This window comes from Nocardioides sp. SR21, assembly GCF_022761125.1.
Taxonomy (GTDB): Bacteria; Actinomycetota; Actinomycetes; order Propionibacteriales; family Nocardioidaceae; genus Nocardioides.
Window position 1 is genome coordinate 194,269 of the sequence record NZ_JAKWJR010000004.1, and the last position, 16,871, is coordinate 211,139.

At 71.5% G+C, this 16,871-nt stretch carries 17 protein-coding genes; 10 read left to right on the forward strand and 7 right to left on the reverse strand.

Annotated elements, in window-relative coordinates; genetic code table 11:
• Positions 1-608 precede the first annotated feature (608 nt).
• On the forward strand, positions 609-1,274 hold the full coding sequence (locus tag MJ604_RS09280; protein ID WP_243058257.1) for a 1-acyl-sn-glycerol-3-phosphate acyltransferase: 666 nt from the start codon (positions 609-611) through the stop codon (positions 1,272-1,274).
• Here MJ604_RS09280 and MJ604_RS09285 read toward each other — a convergent pair.
• On the reverse strand, positions 1,247-1,960 hold the full coding sequence (locus MJ604_RS09285; RefSeq protein WP_243058057.1) for a helix-turn-helix domain-containing protein: 714 nt from the start codon (positions 1,958-1,960) through the stop codon (positions 1,247-1,249). The two genes, MJ604_RS09280 and MJ604_RS09285, sit on opposite strands and share 28 nt — an antisense overlap.
• Positions 1,961-2,068: 108 nt before the next feature.
• Between MJ604_RS09285 and MJ604_RS09290 the strand changes: the two genes are divergently transcribed.
• Entirely contained in the window at positions 2,069-3,208 is a 1,140-nt protein-coding gene (locus MJ604_RS09290) for an acyl-CoA dehydrogenase family protein (RefSeq protein ID WP_243058058.1), read from the forward strand.
• Between the two features lie 10 nt (positions 3,209-3,218).
• Here the strand turns inward: MJ604_RS09290 and MJ604_RS09295 are convergent, their stop codons facing one another.
• Positions 3,219-3,608 (reverse strand): DUF5990 family protein, encoded by a 390-nt coding sequence (locus MJ604_RS09295; protein ID WP_243058059.1) that lies wholly within the window; start codon positions 3,606-3,608, stop codon positions 3,219-3,221.
• A gap of 26 nt (positions 3,609-3,634) precedes the next feature.
• On the opposite strand from MJ604_RS09295, the gene MJ604_RS09300 reads away from it, so the two are divergent.
• The 4 genes from MJ604_RS09300 (at position 3,635) to MJ604_RS09315 (ending at position 9,128) form a co-directional block, all read left to right on the forward strand.
• Positions 3,635-3,778 (forward strand): hypothetical protein, encoded by a 144-nt coding sequence (locus MJ604_RS09300; RefSeq protein WP_243058060.1) that lies wholly within the window; start codon positions 3,635-3,637, stop codon positions 3,776-3,778.
• A gap of 88 nt (positions 3,779-3,866) precedes the next feature.
• Positions 3,867-5,063: an amidohydrolase family protein gene (locus MJ604_RS09305; RefSeq protein WP_243058061.1), complete on the forward strand. Its 1,197-nt coding sequence runs from the start codon at positions 3,867-3,869 to the stop codon at positions 5,061-5,063.
• A complete protein-coding gene (locus tag MJ604_RS09310) occupies positions 5,060-7,129 on the forward strand; it encodes a hydantoinase/oxoprolinase family protein (RefSeq protein WP_243058062.1) in 2,070 nt (689 codons plus the stop codon). Before MJ604_RS09305 ends, MJ604_RS09310 begins: the two co-directional genes overlap by 4 nt.
• Positions 7,130-7,205: 76 nt before the next feature.
• The gene (locus MJ604_RS09315; RefSeq protein WP_243058063.1) at positions 7,206-9,128 is read left to right on the forward strand and encodes a hydantoinase B/oxoprolinase family protein; all 1,923 of its coding nucleotides are present in this window, start codon (positions 7,206-7,208) and stop codon (positions 9,126-9,128) included.
• Here MJ604_RS09315 and MJ604_RS09320 read toward each other — a convergent pair.
• The 5 genes from MJ604_RS09320 to MJ604_RS09340 are packed head-to-tail and all read right to left on the reverse strand — an operon-like array spanning position 9,104 to position 12,134.
• Positions 9,104-9,799, reverse strand: coding sequence for a hypothetical protein (locus tag MJ604_RS09320; protein WP_243058064.1), 696 nt, complete (start codon positions 9,797-9,799; stop codon positions 9,104-9,106). The genes MJ604_RS09315 and MJ604_RS09320 overlap by 25 nt on opposite strands.
• Positions 9,800-9,817: 18 nt before the next feature.
• The gene (locus MJ604_RS09325) at positions 9,818-10,516 is read right to left on the reverse strand and encodes a hypothetical protein (RefSeq protein WP_243058065.1); all 699 of its coding nucleotides are present in this window, start codon (positions 10,514-10,516) and stop codon (positions 9,818-9,820) included.
• Positions 10,509-11,135, reverse strand: a complete 627-nt coding sequence (locus MJ604_RS09330; protein ID WP_243058066.1) for an RNA polymerase sigma factor — start codon at positions 11,133-11,135, stop codon at positions 10,509-10,511. The genes MJ604_RS09325 and MJ604_RS09330 overlap by 8 nt, the downstream gene beginning before the upstream one ends.
• Positions 11,126-11,602 carry a hypothetical protein gene (locus MJ604_RS09335; protein ID WP_243058067.1) on the reverse strand — a complete coding sequence of 159 codons (477 nt, stop codon included), beginning with the start codon at positions 11,600-11,602 and terminating at the stop codon, positions 11,126-11,128. The genes MJ604_RS09330 and MJ604_RS09335 overlap by 10 nt, the downstream gene beginning before the upstream one ends.
• Before the next feature lies 1 nt (position 11,603).
• A complete protein-coding gene (locus tag MJ604_RS09340) occupies positions 11,604-12,134 on the reverse strand; it encodes a hypothetical protein (protein WP_243058068.1) in 531 nt (176 codons plus the stop codon).
• Positions 12,135-12,201: 67 nt separating this feature from the next.
• Between MJ604_RS09340 and MJ604_RS09345 the strand changes: the two genes are divergently transcribed.
• Genes MJ604_RS09345 through MJ604_RS09360 form a run of 4 tightly spaced genes read left to right on the forward strand, consistent with a single transcriptional unit; the run spans position 12,202 to position 16,856 of the window.
• The gene (locus MJ604_RS09345; protein WP_243058069.1) at positions 12,202-12,864 is read left to right on the forward strand and encodes an NAD(P)H-binding protein; all 663 of its coding nucleotides are present in this window, start codon (positions 12,202-12,204) and stop codon (positions 12,862-12,864) included.
• A 15-nt stretch (positions 12,865-12,879) separates the two neighbouring features.
• Entirely contained in the window at positions 12,880-13,893 is a 1,014-nt protein-coding gene (locus MJ604_RS09350) for a hypothetical protein (RefSeq protein ID WP_243058070.1), read from the forward strand.
• A gap of 48 nt (positions 13,894-13,941) precedes the next feature.
• Positions 13,942-15,408 carry a Na+/H+ antiporter NhaC gene (gene nhaC / locus MJ604_RS09355; RefSeq protein WP_243058071.1) on the forward strand — a complete coding sequence of 489 codons (1,467 nt, stop codon included), beginning with the start codon at positions 13,942-13,944 and terminating at the stop codon, positions 15,406-15,408.
• Positions 15,405-16,856 carry a basic amino acid/polyamine antiporter gene (locus MJ604_RS09360; protein WP_243058072.1) on the forward strand — a complete coding sequence of 484 codons (1,452 nt, stop codon included), beginning with the start codon at positions 15,405-15,407 and terminating at the stop codon, positions 16,854-16,856. Before nhaC ends, MJ604_RS09360 begins: the two co-directional genes overlap by 4 nt.
• Positions 16,857-16,871 lie beyond the last annotated feature (15 nt).

Here is a 16,871-nt window from a genome sequence, read left to right on the forward strand (position 1 = left end):
CTTGCTGGGGCGAGGCGCAGCGGCTGGGTGACGAGGCCGCTGGGACCCGCGGGGAAGAGCGCGTCGACCGGAAGCGTCACCGGTGCCGGTCACCCGAAGGGCCCTTGCGACTCATACTCGCAAGGGCCCTTCACTCATTTCCGGGCGGTTCTGCTGGCGGTCTCGAAACTCGAGCTCGGACCTGCGCCACCGAGATTCCCGCTCAACCATGGGGAAAACTCGTCCATGTCTGTGGATGAAGAGCCGCTATCTGTGGAGCACCGGGCGAATTTCGGTGGAACTCGAAGAATGTTGGCGAAAGCTCTTGCGCCGCCCTTCCCGGAGGGCATAGAACTTCTCCCACGCAGTCCGGGAGACCGGGAGGCGGGGCAACTCGGAGACGAGGGTCCAGACGGTGAAGAACCAGCTTGCTGGGGGAGCACCGCGGCGGCAAGGTGACGGGGCCGCCGGGGCCGGAGTGGACGAGAGGTCGATCGGGAGCGTCACCAGTACCGGTCACAATGAAGGGCCCTTGGAACTCATACTTCCGAGGGCCCTTCGCCCATTTCGGAGCGCGCCGTCCAGCGCGTTTCGCTGGACCCGTCGGTAACCGCAACACTGGTCGGGTGATGTACGCGATCGTCCACTCGGTGGTGGCGCCGCTCTCGAAGCTGATCTGGCGCCCGACGGTCCGTGGCCTGGAGAACATCCCGGCCACCGGCCCGGTGATCCTGGCGAGCAACCACCTCAGCTTCGCCGACTCCGTGGTGATCCCGGTGGTCGTGCCGCGCAAGGTCGCGTTCCTCGCCAAGTCCGACTACTTCACCGGCACCGGCGTGAAGGGCGCCCTGTCGCGCGGGTGGTTCGAGGGCCTCGGGATGCTGCCGGTCGACCGCGACGACAGCAAGGCCGCGCTCACCAGCCTGGACACCGCCCTCGGCGTGCTGGGCAAGGGGGAGGCGTTCGGCATCTACCCCGAGGGCACCCGCTCGCGCGACGGCCGGCTCTACCGTGGCCGCACCGGCGTCGCCCACCTCGCGCTGACCGCCGGCTGTCCGATCGTCCCGGTCGGCCTCACCGGCACCGAGAAGCTCCAGCCGGTCGGGCACCGGATGCCGCGCGTCGTGCCGATCACGGTCAGCTTCGGTACGCCGATCGAGGTCGTCGGCAGGTACGACGGGGTCCCGCTCGGCAAGGCCCGCCGCCTCGTCACCGACGAGATCATGACCGCGATCCAGGAGCTGTCCGGCCAGGAGGAGGCCGGGATCTACAACGACCGCGCGCCCGACGCCTGAGCCCGGTTCGCCCGTTCCCGCGTGACCTCGGCCCACGGGCTCCACAGGAACCAGCGGGGCAGCGCGGACAGCAGCCGCGGCGGCCCGGCGATCTCGATGCGACCGTCGGCGACCGCCTCCTGCCAGGTCGAGTAGCCCTGGAAGACGTCGGCGAAGGTGTCGGTGGTCGCCGAGACGACGATGTCGACGTCGAAGCCCGGATGCACCATGCAGACCGAGACCTCCTGGTGGTCGAGGACCAGCCAGATGACCTGGGCGGCGGGCGCGGTGTGCCGCCACTCGATGACCGTCCGCTGCGGTGGGAACCGGGCCGGGTCCACGCGGCGGTGCATCCACCACATCAGCGTCGTCGGCGGCACGTCCTGCGGTCGCATGTCGTCGAAGAGCCACTCGATCGCCCACCGGCCGAAGCTGTCGATCACGCGTTCCAGGTCCCGGCCCGCGGGGGTGAGGTGGTACTCGTTGCCGCGCCCGGTCGGCGAGGGCCACGTCTCGAGCACGCCGTTCTTCTCGAGGTGGCGCAGTCGCTGCACCAGCAGGGACCGTGAGATCCCGGGCAGCCCACGCGCGATGTCGTTGAAGCGGGTGTTGCCCAGCACCAGCTCCCGGATGATCATCGGCGTCCAGCGGTCGGCGACGACCTCCGCGGCCATCTGCACCGGGCAGAAGTCCCCGTAGTCGGGCATGGGTCCATGGTGGACCGCCCGGCGCCCGAGCGGTAGTCGCGAATCTGTACCAGCAGGGTCGCGAACCTGCACTAGTGGCGATCGGCGCACCCGGCGGACCGTGGAGGCATGACCATCACAGCGCCGAACTCCAGCCAGACCCTGACCGAGCGAGCCGCAGCCCTGGGGCCCGAGCTCGCCTCCCACGCCGCCCGGCACGACGCCGACGGCACCTTCGTCTCCGAGTCGTACGACGCCCTGCGGGCCGCCGGACTCCTCACCGCCGCCGTACCGACCGAGCTGGGCGGGGGCGGCGCGACGATCGCCGAGCTGACCGCCCTGCAGCGCGAGCTCGCCCACCACTGCGGCTCCACCGCGCTGGCGAGCTCGATGCACCAGCACGTGGTCGCCTTCACCGCCTGGCGCTACCGGCGCGGGCTGCCGGGCGCGGAGGCGACCCTGCGCCGGGTGGTGGAGGACGGGATCCTGCTCGTCTCCACCGGCGGTGGCGACTACACCCACCCGCGCGGCGACGCCGTCAAGGTCGACGGCGGCTACCGCGTGAGCGGGACCAAGCGGTTCGCGAGCCAGTCGCGCCACGGCACCGTCCTCTCGACGATGTTCACCTACGACGACCCGGAGCAGGGCCGCCGGGTCCTCAACATGGCGGTGCCCGTCGCCTCCGACGGCGTGACGGTCCGCGACAACTGGAACACGCTCGGCATGCGCGGGACCGCGAGCAACGACATCGAGCTCGAGGACGTCTTCGTGCCCGACGAACGGGTCCTCGCGAACCGGCCCTTCGGCGTGGTCGACGGCCCCCTGCAGGTGATCTCGAGCATCGCGTTCCCGATCATCAGCGGCGTGTACCTCGGCATCGCCGAGGCGGCCTATCACCAGGCTCGCCAGGCGGCCGCCCTCAAGTCCGGGAACGTGCTCGTGCAGCGGCAGGTCGGGCAGATGAAGCAGTCCCTGCAGGTCGCGTCGTGGGCGCTGGACGGCGCTCTCGCGGCGGTCGGCGACGACCCGACGCCCTCCCACGAGACCTACCTCGCCGTGATGATCGCCAAGGCGGAGGTCGCCCGCGCCGGGATCGAGGTGTGCGACCTCGCCCTGGACGTCGTCGGCGGCCCGGGCTTCTTCCGCGGCGCGGTCGTCGAGCGGGCGTACCGCGACATCCGCGCCGCGAAGTTCCACCCGCTGACGCCGGAGGCGACGCTCGTCGAGACCGGCCGCCAGGAGCTCGGCGAGTCCGGCCTGCTGCAGTGACCTGCAGCGGCTAGGACGCCGACCAGGCGATCGCCGGCGGCACCACCCGTGCGCAGCGCGGGCCGCCCTTCTCGTCGGTGAGCGCCAGCGTTCCCACCAGCACCGAGGCGTCGGCGTACGCCGGGTCGAGCATCAGCTTCGCCCGCCGGAACCTGCCCCAGTCGTCGCCGGCCGGCGAGCCCCAGGTCAGGTACAGGAAGCGCTCGCCGCGCCGACCGTGCACCGCCGGGCCGCGGAAGTCCCCGTCGACCACGCGGACCTCGGTCTCCCAGTGCGCCGACGCGGCGTCGCCGGGGACCGGGCCCGCTGGGTCGGACCGCACCTGCAGCGCGACGTGCACGTCGGCGTACGGCCCGAACGTCCGGCCGGGCAGGTCCTGTCCCTCGATCACGATGCGCACGCTCCGGAGCGTGGCACGATGGACGCATGACCGCGAAGCCGGACTTCACGCAGCTGCCGGAGCAGGTGAGCATCGACGCCACGGTGACGAGCAAGGACCCGCGCCCGGTCCAGGCGCCGGAGGGTGACCGCAACCCGGCCCTGTGGGACGCGCTGGAGGCCGGCGGCTGACCGTCCTGGCAGACGTTGCCGGAGGAACGCCGGTGCGTCGGCAAACTCTGCCGTGGTCCGGCGTCCCCGGGCCCGGTTGAATCGACCCGTGCCCTCCCACCAGCTCGTCGTCGCCGACGCTGCCTTGCGTGGCCGCGAGGGACGCTGGCAGCTCGGGATCGACGGCGGCCGGATCGCCACCGTCACGCAGGACGTCCTGAGCGGCGCGACCGAGGTCGACGCCGCCGGTGGACTCGTCACGGAGAGCTTCGCCAACGGCCACATGCACCTCGACAAGGTGCACACGCTGGACCGGATCGGCGACGCCGCGCTGACGGCGTACACCGCCGGTGACATGGGCTCCGCGCTCCACTCCATCGAGCTCGCGAGCGCGGTGAAGGCCGACTACGACCGCAGCTGGATCGAGCCGAACGCCCGCAAGGCGGTCCTCCAGGCCGTGAGGCACGGCGTCCGCCACGTGCTCGCGTTCGCCGACGTGGACACCAAGGCTCGGCTCGAGGGCGTGATCCCGCTGCTGGCGCTGCGTGACGAGTTCAGGGGAGTGGTCGACCTCCAGGTCGTCGCCTTCCCCCAGGACGGCCTGCTCTGCGACCCGGGCGCGGAGGACCTCGTCCGCGAGGCCGTCGAGCTCGGCGCGGACGTCGTCGGTGGCATCCCGTGGATCGAGCACACCGACGCCGAGGCCCGCGAGCACGTACGCCGCATGTGCGCCCTGGCCGCCCAGCACGACAGACGGGTCGCGATGCTCGTCGACGACGCCGGCGACCCGAACCTGCGCACCACCGAGATGCTCGCGACCGCGATGCTCGAGCACGGCCTCGAGGGTCGCGGCGTCGCGAACCATGCCCGTGCGCTCGGCCTCTACCCGCGTCCCAGCCTCGAGCGGCTCGCCGGCCTGGCGCGGCGCGCCGGCCTCGGCTTCGTCAGCGACCCGCACACCGGCTCGCTGCACCTGCCGGTCCGCGAGCTCACCTCGATGGGCCTGCCGGTCGCGCTCGGCCAGGACGACATCGAGGACGCCTACTACCCGTTCGGCCGCCACAACATGGCGGAGGTGGCGTTCCTCGCCGCGCACGCCCTCGGTGCCTTCGACCAGCCCGGCCTCGACCTCCTGTACGACGCGGTGACCACGACGGCCGCCCGCGTCCTCGGCGTACCCGACCACCGGCTGGAGCCCGGCGGCGCCGCCGACCTCGTTGTCCACGAGCACGCCTCGGTGCGTGCCGTGCTCGCGCACCACGCGCCCCCCGTCCACGTCATCGCATCCGGCAAGGTGGTTCCATGACCCGGCGTATTCGCATCGGCATCGACACGGGCGGGACGTTCACCGACGTCGTCGCCTTCGACGAGGACTCAGGCGAGCTCGTCACGACCAAGACCCCGTCGACGCCGAGCAACCCGGCCGACGGCTTCCTGGCCGGCATCGACAAGGTCCTCGGCCTCCTCGGCGCGACCGGCGCCGACATCGACGCGGTCAGCCACGGCACCACCGTCGCGACCAACCAGCTCCTCGAGGGCAAGGTCGACCGGCTCGGGTTCATCACGAACACCGGCTACGAGGCGATGCTCGAGATCGCCCGCCAGTCGGTGCCGGACGGCTACGGCAACAGCTACTTCTGGGTGAAGCCGGACCGGATCGTCCCGCGCGACCTCGTGAAGGGCGTCGAGGGCCGCCTCGACGTCAACGGCGACGAGGTCCGGCCGTTCGACGAGGACGGCGCCCGCGCGGTCGCCCGCTGGTACAAGGCGCAGGGCATCACCACCCTCGGCGTCTGCTTCCTGCACGCCTACGCGAACCCCGTCCACGAGGAGCGGATGCGCGCGATCCTCACCGAGGAGCACCCCGACGCGATCGTCTCGCTGTCGAGCGAGGTGCTGCGCGAGTACCGCGAGTACGAGCGCGCGATGACCACGCTCGTCGACGCGGCGGTGAAGCCGCGGCTGTCGGCGTACGTCAACAACATCAAGGCGCGCCTCACGTCGTACGACGACCGGGTCATCCCGTTCTACGTGATGAAGTCCAACGGCGGCGTGCTGTCGGCCGACGAGGTCGTGCACCAGCCGATCACCACCGTGCTGTCCGGCCCCGCCGCCGGCGCGCTCGGCGCCGCGCTCATCGGCAAGGTCGCCGGCTTCGACAAGATCCTCACCAGCGATGGCGGCGGTACGTCGACCGACGTGTCCGTGGTGATCGACGGCGAGCCGACGCTGACGACCGAGGGCTCGGTCGGCGCGTTCCCCAGCAAGATCCCGATGATCGACGTGGTCACCGTCGGCGCCGGCGGGGGCTCCATCGCCTGGCTCAGCCCCGAGGGCACCCTCAAGGTCGGGCCGCAGTCGGCGGGCGCCGACCCGGGCCCGATCTGCTACGGCAAGGGCGGCGCGGAGGTCACGATCACCGACGCGCACGTGTACCTCGGCCGGATCCCTCCGCACCTGCTCGGGGGCGAGATCCCGCTCGACGTCGACGCCGCGAAGGCGGGGATCGAGACGCTCGCGGGGAAGCTCGGCCTCAGCCCGGAGGCCTGCGCCACCGGCATCCTCGAGATCTCCGCGTGGAACCAGGCCAACGCGCTGCGCCAGGTGACGGTCAAGCGCGGCCTGGACGTCCGCGACTTCACGCTGACCACGTTCGGCGGCTCCGGCTCGCTGCTGCTGTGCCGGCTGATGGACGTGCTCGGCATCCCGACCGTGCTGGTGCCGCCGAACCCCGGCAACGTCAGCGCCTTCGGCCTGCTCACCGTCGACGTCAAGAACGACTACGTCCGCACCCACGTCACCCTCGCCGACCGGCTCGACGCGACCGCGGTCGTCGGCATCTACGACGAGCTCGCCGCGCAGGCCGCCGAGGCGCTGACCAAGGAGGGCTTCGACCCGTCCGAGCACCAGTTCGTGCGGACGGCGGACCTGCGCTACTTCGGCCAGGCCTTCGAGGTCCGCGTTCCGGTCGGCGCCGGCGACCTGGACCCGGCCGCGGTGGCGAACGCGTTCCACGCCGAGCACAAGGCGCTCTACGGCTACGACTTCTCCGGTGACAGCAGCCAGCAGGTCGAGTGGGTGAACCTCCGGGTCTCCGGCATCGGCCCGATCCAGCGCCCTGAGATCAAGCGGGTCCCGGTGGTCGAGCCCGTCGAGACCCCCGCACCCGACGGGCGACGCCAGGTCTGCTTCGACGCCACCGACGGGTACGTCGACACGCCGCTCCACCAACGCAGTCAGCTGCCACCCGGCACCAGCCTCAGTGGCCCGGTGATCGTCGAGGAGTTCGGCTCGACCGTCCCGATCCACCCCGGCTTCGACGTACGCGTCGACGAGTACCTCAACCTGATCGTCACGAGGAGCGAGGCATGAGCGAGCGAAGCGATCGAATCAGTCAACGCAGCGCCGCATGTGCCTCATGCGCGCACGGAGCGAAGCGAGTACGTGCATGAGCAAGCGTGCACCCACCCAGTTCCCGTTCGGCCACCTGACCGCCGACGCCGGTGCGAGCGCCGACCCGGTGCTCGTCGAGATCGTCCAGGGATCCCTGGCGAGCGTGGAGATGGAGGTCGAGACCGCCATCGGCCGCACCAGCCGGAGCCCGATGATCCGCGACGCGCACGACTTCCGCGCGGGCATCCACGACCGGCTGCTGCGCAAGCTCACGGGCCGGTCGTACTCCGCGCTCGTGCACCCGGTCGCCCGCGACTTCCCGATCGAGGAGATGCAGGAGGGGGACGTCTTCTTCCACAACGACGTCTACCGCTCCGAGGGCGGCATCGGGCACCTGCCCGACCTCTGCGTGACCGTGCCGGTGTTCTCGGGCGCGCCCGGAGAGCGCCGGGTCGTCGCGTTCGTCCAGGCGTTCGGCCACCACGACGACATCGGCGGCGCCGTACCGGGCTCCATGCCGTCCAACGCCACCAGCGTGTTCGAGGAGGGCCTGATGGTCCCACCGATCCGCCTGTGGGACGCCGGCGTGCCCAACAGGGCCGCGCTCAGCATCATGACCCGGAACTCCCGCATGCCCGAGTCGCTCGCCGCCGACCTCGACGCCGAGTGCTCCGCCTGCCTGATGGGCGCCCGCCGTCTCGGTGAGCTCTTCGACCGGTACGGCGTCGAGACCGTCGAGTCCTGCTTCGACGCGATCATCAGCCGCACCACCGAGACCTACCGTCGCGAGATCCTCGGCCAGATCCCGGTCGGCAGCTGGGTGTGGGAGGACTACGCCGAGCACGACGGCGTCGACGAGCCGATGCTGCACACGCAGCGGATCACGCTGACCCGCACCGCGGCCGACGACCCCGACGGCGAGCGGCTGATCCTCGACTTCGACGGCACGTCCCCGCAGGCGAAGGGCCCGATCAACCACTGCGGCGACTACAGCGACGGGGTCTTCCTCAAGAAGTGGCTGGCGCCGATCCTGCGCAACCTCGCCGACAGTCCGGAGCGGATGGCCGAGCTCGACGTCAACGAGGGCATCGTGCCGCTCATCGAGATGCGGTTCCCGGAGCCGGGAACCCTGCTCACGCCGGTGTTCCCGGCGCCCACCAACGCCCGCACGTTCGTGATCCTCCGTCTCCTCGGCGTGCTCGCCGGCGTGGTCGCGAAGGCCGTCGACGGCCGGATGCCGGCCGACCAGGAGACGATCCGCTACACCGGCGTGTACGGCGAGGACCTCGAGGGCCGGTCGTACCTCATGCGCGAGGTGCTCGGCGGCGGCTCGGGCGGCCGCTACTACGCGGACGGCGAGGACACCATCCACGTCGTACCCGACTCCCGGAACCTGCCGACCGAGTTCACCGAGGCGCGCTTCCCGTTCCGCGTCGAGTCGCTGTCGCTGGCGATGGACAGCGGGGGAGCGGGCCAGTTCCGCGGCGGCCTCGGCTACGAGAAGCACATCCGGATGCTCAAGGACGGCCACTTCATGTCCATCGCGGACCGGTCGATCCTGGCCTGCTGGGGCGTGAAGGGCGGTCTCGCCGGCAAGCCGTTCGAGGTCACCATCGACCCCGGCGGCCCGAACGAGCGCGAGGTCGACGCCCTCGCCGACGCCGAGCCGATCAAGGCCGGCGAGGTGGTCCGGATCCGCACCACCGGTGGCGGCGGCTGGGGCAACCCGCTCGACCGCGACCCGGCCCTCGTCGTCCGCGACGTCGTGTGGCGCAAGGTCTCACCGGAGGCGGCGCTCGCCGACTACGGCGTCGTCCTGACCGGCGACCTCGACGACGACTCGCTCTCGTACGACGAGGCCGCGACCCGGGCCGAGCGTCAGGGCCGGCCGGAGCCGAGCGAGGCGTTCTTCGACCGCGGCCCGGGCTACGCCCGCCTGGCCGACGGAGCGGCCTACGCCGAGGTCGACCTGGTCTGAGGGGCCAGCCAGTCCGCGCCGGGGTCGAGCTCCGGCTCGTCCTCGCGGGCGGTGCGCAGGCGCAGCCAGCCCAGGGTGAGCAGCACCCCGGCGGCCAGGCCGCCGACGCCCCACCAGACCGCGTGGCCGGACTCGGTCGACGCCGGTGCCGGCTCCGCGGCGGGCGGCTCGGCGGCGGCCGGCGCCGGAGCCTCGGCCACGCCGTCGCTGTCACCCGCCGCGCGGGCGTCCTGGCCGACGCCGAGCTGGTCGAGCAGCAGCGCGAGCTCCTTGCCGGACGTCGGCTGGTGCCACACCACCGGGCTGTCCCAGATCTCCCCGGACTCGACGTCCATCTGCTGGGTCGCGATCCACGGCCCGCCGTCGGCGTTCAGGTAGATCCGGTCGACCCGCCACGGCTGGACGTCGTGGATCAGCCAGGTCACCGTGACCGGGGTGCCGGTCTCGTGCGTCGCCCCGGAGTCGTCGACCGTGCCCGGCGGGACGCCGGTGGCGCCCACCAGGCCGGACAGCTGCTCGTACGCGGCGTCGGTGTAGTAGAGCGACGCGGTCCTGCCCTCGCCGGGCACGGACAGGATCGCGCTGGTCGGCCCGCCCGCGGACGCGGGGGAGGCCAGCGCGAGGACGGCGGTGAGCAGGACGGCGGTGATGGCGGCTCGGACGGTCAGCATGCTGGTGCTACACCGCCGTCAGCCGACCGGTTCCGCCGACTCCGCGATCTCGATCGCCCGGTCGAGGGACAGGTCGCCCTCGAGACGCAGCGTCGTACCGGCGTCCTGCCAGATCAGCGTGTGGCCGGCGAGCCGCGGGGCGTGCGTCGCGGTGCTGCCGTCGTCCGCCAACAGCCAGACCTCATGGGCGTCGTCGAACCAGATCCCGTCGCCACCGCCCACCGTCACGAAGGTGACGTCCGGCGCCGCCTTCGCCATCGTGTAGTCGAGGCGCCCGTCGAACTGGTCGAGGCGCACCACGCCGTCCTCGGTGTCCCAGGACATCGACACGATCCGACGGTCGTCAGAGACCTCCACCCCGGCGGGCTCGCCGAGCGCGGTCGGGACGTGGACCGCGAAGCCGACCGACACGGGCAGGTCGCCCGTGACGCCGGGCGGTGGCGGCGCCGGGTCGGTCCCCTCCGAGCCGCGCTCGACGCGGACCCCGCCGAAGCCGAACCAGTCCGCCACCGCCGCCCGGACGGGCGGGGCAGCCAGCAGCGCCAGCAGGATCGCGGTCACCACGAGTGCGGCGATCCGGCGCTGCCGCGTCCACCACCCGTCGCGCTCCGGCTCCGCCGCCAGCCGCCGCATCACCCCGGCCGTGAGGTCGTCGGACGGTCGTACGTCGACCGCCCGGCCCAGCGCGACCAGGTCGCGCACCAGCTCGTCAGCCATCGGCGGGCACCTCCTCGCGGAGCTTGGCGAGCGCGCGGCTCAGCCGCGACTTCACGGTTCCTCGCGGCCAGCCCAGCGCCGCCGCGGTCTCGGCCTCGTCCAGGTCGAGCAGGTAGCGGCAGGTCACCACCTGCCGGTGCGCCGGCGACAGCCGCGCCAGCCCGCGCACCAGCGCCTCCTGCCGTTCGTGCGAGAGCGCCACCGAGGCCGGGTCGTCCGGGCGGGCGAGCAGCAGCGGCTCGGCCTGCGCCCAGGACCGCTGCTCGCGGGCGGTACGGCGCCCGGCGGACCGGTGCAGGTTGCGGGTCTCGTTCGCGACGATCCTCAGCAACCACGGACGGAACGGTGCTCCGGGCCGGAAGCTCCCGAGCGCGCCGTACGCCTTGACGAACGCCTCCTGCACGACGTCCTCCGCATCTCCTCCGGCCCCGAGGAGCGCCGCGGTCCGGATCGCCACCGGGGCATGCCGGTGCACCAGCTCCGCGTACGCGTCACGGTCGCCGGCGCGCACCCGGGCCAGTACGTCGGCGTCGTCCAGGCCGGTGTCCAGGGTCGAGTCCTTCTCTCGGTCGAACCTGTGTACACCACTGCGGCCGGGTTGGTTCCCGGCTACGTCCACGCGGTGAAGGTCGCCCAGCCGAGACCGGCTCCGGCGACGCCGACGGCGGCGTACGCGAGCAGCCAGCTGTTCGGTCGCTGCAGCCACAGCGCGGGCGCCGCCATGGCCAGCGACAGCAGCCCGCTCAACGTCCAGCCCCAGGCGATGTCGCCCGAGAACAGGCCGTACTCCAGGAAGTTCCAGCCCAACGACCCGAACAGCAGCCACCACATCGGCTGCAGCAGGGTGGGTGCACCGACGGTGCCCGCGACGACCGTGCCGGCGAACGCGCCGACCAGCATCAGGAAGATGCCGAGCCCCATCAGCGCAGGCACGTGGTCGGGACACGGCGTCGCGACCACGTACGGCCCGCCCGATGCGCACCGGCCGCCGAGGTCCATCACCGAGCGCTGGCCGAGGAAGATCCACGTGATGCCGACGGTCATCAGCAGCGCGCACCCGAAGAGCGCGGCGATGCGGAGCCGCACGTCAGTTCCAGGCCACGAACGTCGCCCAGCCGAGGCCGGCGCCGACGACCCCGAGGACGGCGTACGCGAGCAGCCACGCGCCTCGTCTGCTCGGGTTCGGGTTCGGGTTGAGACGCACCGGCCCGTTGTTCCCGAACGGCAGCAGGAAGAGCAGCGCCGGCAGCGCCATCGCCTCGAAGAGCACCCCGCACACGATCCAGCCCCACACGAGGTCGTCGCCGAACATGCCGTACTCCAGGAAGTTCCAGCCCAGGGACCCGAACAGCAGCAGCCACATGGGGATCAGCAGGTCCGGAGCGCCGATGCTGACGGCGATCCACGAGCCGATGAACGCGCAGACGAGCATCAGCGGGATCCCGAGCGTCATGAAGACGGCGACGTTGTCCGGGCACGGGGTGGCGATCTCGTAGGCGCCGCCGGAGGCGCACGCGCCCCCGACGTCCATCACGGCGCGCATCGACATGAACACCCAGGTGAGCGCGAGAGCCATGACGAGGACGGCCGCGAAGAGCGCGGTCAGGCGGCGGTACACGGGGCTCACTGTGGCAGTCGGCGTTCCGCCGCGTGGGTGGAATCGGGAAGGCGTCTAGATTCGCCCCATGACGCGCGTCGCGGTTCTCGGTGGGCACGGCAAGACCGGGCGGTCGGTGTGCGGCGCCCTGAGCGCCCGGTCGGCCGAGCCCGTCCCGCTCGGCCGGGCCGACGACCTCGCGACCGCCCTGCCCGGGTGCGACGCGGCCTACCTGATCGCGCCGAACCTCCACCCTGACGAGCCGGAGTACGTCGGCACGGCGCTCGCCGCGCTGCGCGCGGCGGGGGTGCCGCGGCTCGTCTACCACTCCGTGGCGTCGCCGTACGTCCCGGGGATGCCGCACCACCTCGGCAAGGCCGTCTCCGAGGACCTGGTCCGCCGCTCGGGGCTGACCTGGACGATCCTCCAGCCGGGCGCCTACCTGCAGAACCTCGACCTGACCGGCCCGGTGCGAGTGCCGTACGACGTCCACGCGCCGTTCGGCTTCCTCGACCTGGCCGACCTCGGTGCGGCCGCCGCCGCCGTGCTGCTCGACGACGGCCACGCCGGAGCGACGTACGAGCTGGCGTCGCGGCAGGCCACGGTCGCCCAGCTCGCCGCCGAGGCGGGCGTCCCGGCCGAGCGGGTCGAGGACGGTGGCGAGCACCCGTGGCTGAGCGCGATGTTCGCCTACTACGACCGGCACGGGCTGCCGGTCGGCACCGTGCCGTTGCGCGCGCTGCTCGGCTGACGCCAGGCTGTGCCTGTGCGTCGGCTCCTCGTCCTGATCGTCGGTCTCGGGCTGCTGCTCGCCGGTTGCTCCGGCGACGACGAGCCGGACGCCCCGTCGGCCTCGGCCTGCAACGGCCATGACGAGCTCTGCGACCGGACGTACGACGAGGTCGCGTACGCCGCCACGCACAACTCGATGTCGGCCGCGTCCGAGCCGGGCTGGTTCGCCCCGGAGCAGCCGCACGGGATCATCGCCCAGCTCGACTACGGCATCCGGGTGCTGCTCGTCGACTCCTGGTACGGCCAGCCCACCGAGCGCCGAGGGATCGTCGCGACCGCGGACGGGAGTCGGCCCGAGGCCCTGGAGCAGGCGCGCGCGGACTTCGGCCGGCGGACGGTGGACGTCGCGCTGCGCGCTCGCAGCTCGCTCGGGCTGGCGCCGACGGGGGAGGTCCGGCCGTACCTCTGCCACGCGATGTGCGAGCTCGGGTCGACCTCGTGGTCGCGCAGCCTGCGCGACATGAAGGCCTGGCTGGACGCGCACCCGCGCGAGGTCGTGACGCTCTTCGTCCAGGACGAGGTGACGCCGGCCGACACCGCGCTCGTGGTCCAGGAGGCGGGGCTGGAGCCCTACGTCTACACGCCCGCCGAGGACGGGTCCTGGCCGACCTTGGAGGAGATGATCGACGGCGGCAGCCGGCTGGTCGTCCTCCTGGAGAACGAGGACGGTGGCGACCGGTACCCGTGGCTGATCCCCGGCTTCGAGGTCGTGCAGGACACTCCGTACCTCTTCGAGACCCCGGCAGACTTCAGCTGCGCCGAGAACCGCGGCGATCCCGACGCTCCGCTGTTCCTGGTCAACCACTGGATCGACGACTGGCGCAACGTGCCCCAGAACTCCGCGCTGGTCAACGCCCGCGCGGTGCTGCTGCCGCGGCTGCGGGAGTGCGAGGGGGAGCGCGGGCAGCTGCCGAACTTCGTCGCGGTCGACTACTACGACCGCGGCGACCTGCTGGGCGTGGTCGACGAGCTCAACGGCGTGGACTAGTCCCTTTCGGGGGAAGCGGGTCCGTTCAGGCTCCAGTACGCATAGACCATGGCAGACGACGTCGCTGTGCGCGAGCCGTCGCTGGCGGACGCCCTCATCCCGTTGGTCGCGCTCGCCGGCCTGATCGCCGCGGCGCTCGCGCTGTTCGGACTCGACGCCCTCGACGGACCGATCCAGGTCGCGCTGATCCTGTGCTGCGAGGTCGCGGCGCTGATCGCGATGAAGAACGGCCACTCGTTCTCGGCGGTGCAGGAGACCGGCAAGAACGCGCTGGCCTCGGTCACCAGCGCGGTGTTCATCCTCTTCGCCGTCGGCGCGCTGATCGGCGTCTGGAACCTCAGCGGCACGATCCCGACCCTCGTCTACTACGGCATCCAGGTGCTGTCCCCGGGCTGGTACTACGCGGCCACCGCGCTGATCTGCGGCGTCGTGGCGCTGAGCATCGGCAGCTCCTGGACGACCGCGGCGACGATCGGGGTCGGCCTCGTCGGCGTCGCGGGGCTGATCGGCGTCTCGCCGGCGATCACCGCCGGCGCGGTCATCTCCGGCGCGTACCTCGGCGACAAGACCTCGCCGCTGTCGGAGACCACGATCCTCACCGCGCAGATCGTCGGCGTCGACGTGCACGAGCACATCAAACGCCAGATCTGGACCTCGGTGCCGGCCTTCGCCATCGCCTTCGTGGTGTTCCTGGTCCTCGGGGTCACCGGGCCCGACACGGTGAGCACCGCCGAGACGACGTCCGACCTCGAGGCGCTCAACGACATCTACTGGATCACCCCGCTCGCCCTGCTGCCGCTGCTGCTGCTCGGCTACCTGTCGTACCGGAAGGTCCCCGCGGCGCTCGCGATTCTGGTCTCGACGCTGTTCGCAGGCGTGCTCGGCGCGTTCCTGCAACCGGACGTGTACGCCGACTTCGTCTCCGGGAGCGGGAACGTCCTCGTCGAGTCGATCAAGGCGGTCTGGTCGGCGATGGCCAACGGCTTCTCGATCGACAGCGGCATCGCCGACGTCGACCGGCTGCTGTCGCGCGGTGGCATGGACAGCATGCTGCTGACGATCTGGCTGATCATCGGCGCGGTGACGTTCGGCGCCCTGCTGGAGGAGTACGGGTTGATCGGCCGGCTGGTGATGCCGATGATCGAGTCGGCCCGCAGCACCGGCCGGCTCTTCCTCACCGTGTTCGCCTGCGCCTTCGGCCTCAACGTCGTCGCGGGTGACCAGTACATCGCGCTGGTGCTGCCCAGCCGGATCTTCCGCGCGGAGTTCGCGAAGCGCGGGCTGGCCGGCACCAACCTCTCCCGGCTGGCCGCCGACAGCGGCACCGTGACCTCGCCGCTCGTGCCGTGGAACTCGTGTGGAGCGTTCATGGGTGCCACGCTGGGGGTGTCCACGCTGCTGTACCTGCCGTACGCCGTGTTCTGCTACGCCAGCCCGGCGCTGAGCGTGCTCTACGGCTTCACCGGATTCAAGATCGAGAAGACCGAACCGACAGAGCTCGAGGAGCCTGCATGAGCACTGAGACCGAAGCAGCTCCCGCCGCCGGCGGGAAGATGAGCGTCCCGACGCTGACCGCCATGGTGGTCGGCGGCATGGTGGGGGCGGGGGTCTTCTCCCTGCCGGCCCGCTTCGGCGTCGCGACCGGCATCCTCGGCTCGCTGATCGCCTGGGCGGTCGCTGGCGCGGGCATGCTCATGCTCGCCTTCGTCTTCCAGAACCTCGCGATCCGCAAGCCGGAGCTCGACTCCGGTGTGTTCATCTACGCGAAGGCCGGGTTCGGCGACTACGCGGGCTTCAACTCCGCGATCGGCTTCTGGGCCAGCTCGATCGCCGGCAACACCTTCTACTGGGTGTTCATCGGCGCGACGCTCGGTGCGTTCTTCGACGGCTTCGGCGACGGCGCCACGGTGCTCGCGGTCGCGCTCGGGACCGTCGGGGTGTGGACGTTCCACTACCTGATCGCGCGCGGGGTCCGCGACGCCGCGGTCATCAACCGGATCGTCACGGTCTTCAAGATCATCCCGATCCTGGTCTTCATCGTCGTGATGTTCTTCTACTTCGACGCCGGGGTCTTCGCCGACAACTGGACGGCATACGGGTACGGCGACCTGGGCAGCCTCGACGAGCAGATCCGCAACACCATGCTGATCACGACGTTCGTGTTCATCGGCATCGAGGGTGCGAGCGTCTACTCGCGCTACGCGAAGAAGCGCGAGGACGTCGGCAAGGCGACGGTGATGGGCTTCCTCAGCGTGCTGTCGATCTTCGCGCTGGTCACGCTGTCCAGCTACGCCGCCGTACCGCAGCCCGAGCTCGCCGCCACCCGCCAGCCGTCGATGGTCGGCGTCTTCGAGTCGCAGGTGGGGGACTGGGGCGAGGTCTTCATGAGCGTGGCCGTGATCGTCTCGGTGCTCGGCGCCTATCTCGCGTGGACGCTGATGGCCGCGGAGGTCATGTTCATCCCCGCGCGGCAGGACGACTTCCCGGAGTTCCTCGGCCGCGAGAACGCCAGCGGCACCCCGATCACCGCGCTCGTGGTGACCTCGCTGGCGGTGCAGGGACTGCTCGCGCTCACGCTGTTCGTGAACGACGCCCTGAACTTCATGCTCGACCTCTCGACCAGCCTCGCGCTGCTGCCGTACCTCCTCGCGGCGGCGTACGCGCTCAAGCTCGGGCTGACCGGCGAGGCCTACGAGGGCGTCTCCGCGGGCGTCAGACGTCGGGAGACGATCGTCGCCGGCATCGCGGTGGCGTACACGATCTTCCTGTTCGACGCGGCCGGCATGAAGTTCGTGCTGCTGATGACCGTGCTGCTCGCACCGGCGTCGTTGCTCTACGTCAAGGCGCGCAGCGAGCACGGGCGCCGCTTGTTCACCCCGGCCGAGGTCGGCCTGTTCGTCCTGATCGTGGCCGGTGGTGTCTTCGGCGCCGTCGGCCTGTGGACCGGAACCATCTCCCTCTGAACCTCGAAGGAAAGG

What these genes read in the sequence shown, in the direction of transcription:
- MJ604_RS09280 (WP_243058257.1), top strand. Translation starts at nt 609, where the DNA reads ATGTACGCGATCGTCCACTCGGTGGTGGCGCCGCTCTCGAAGCTGATC.
- MJ604_RS09285 (WP_243058057.1), bottom strand. Translation starts at nt 1,960, where the DNA reads ATGCCCGACTACGGGGACTTCTGCCCGGTGCAGATGGCCGCGGAGGTC.
- MJ604_RS09290 (WP_243058058.1), top strand. Translation starts at nt 2,069, where the DNA reads ATGACCATCACAGCGCCGAACTCCAGCCAGACCCTGACCGAGCGAGCC.
- MJ604_RS09300 (WP_243058060.1), top strand. Translation starts at nt 3,635, where the DNA reads ATGACCGCGAAGCCGGACTTCACGCAGCTGCCGGAGCAGGTGAGCATC.
- MJ604_RS09310 (WP_243058062.1), top strand. Translation starts at nt 5,060, where the DNA reads ATGACCCGGCGTATTCGCATCGGCATCGACACGGGCGGGACGTTCACC.
- MJ604_RS09315 (WP_243058063.1), top strand. Translation starts at nt 7,206, where the DNA reads ATGAGCAAGCGTGCACCCACCCAGTTCCCGTTCGGCCACCTGACCGCC.
- MJ604_RS09320 (WP_243058064.1), bottom strand. Translation starts at nt 9,799, where the DNA reads ATGCTGACCGTCCGAGCCGCCATCACCGCCGTCCTGCTCACCGCCGTC.
- MJ604_RS09325 (WP_243058065.1), bottom strand. Translation starts at nt 10,516, where the DNA reads ATGGCTGACGAGCTGGTGCGCGACCTGGTCGCGCTGGGCCGGGCGGTC.
- MJ604_RS09345 (WP_243058069.1), top strand. Translation starts at nt 12,202, where the DNA reads ATGACGCGCGTCGCGGTTCTCGGTGGGCACGGCAAGACCGGGCGGTCG.
- nhaC (WP_243058071.1), top strand. Translation starts at nt 13,942, where the DNA reads ATGGCAGACGACGTCGCTGTGCGCGAGCCGTCGCTGGCGGACGCCCTC.
- MJ604_RS09360 (WP_243058072.1), top strand. Translation starts at nt 15,405, where the DNA reads ATGAGCACTGAGACCGAAGCAGCTCCCGCCGCCGGCGGGAAGATGAGC.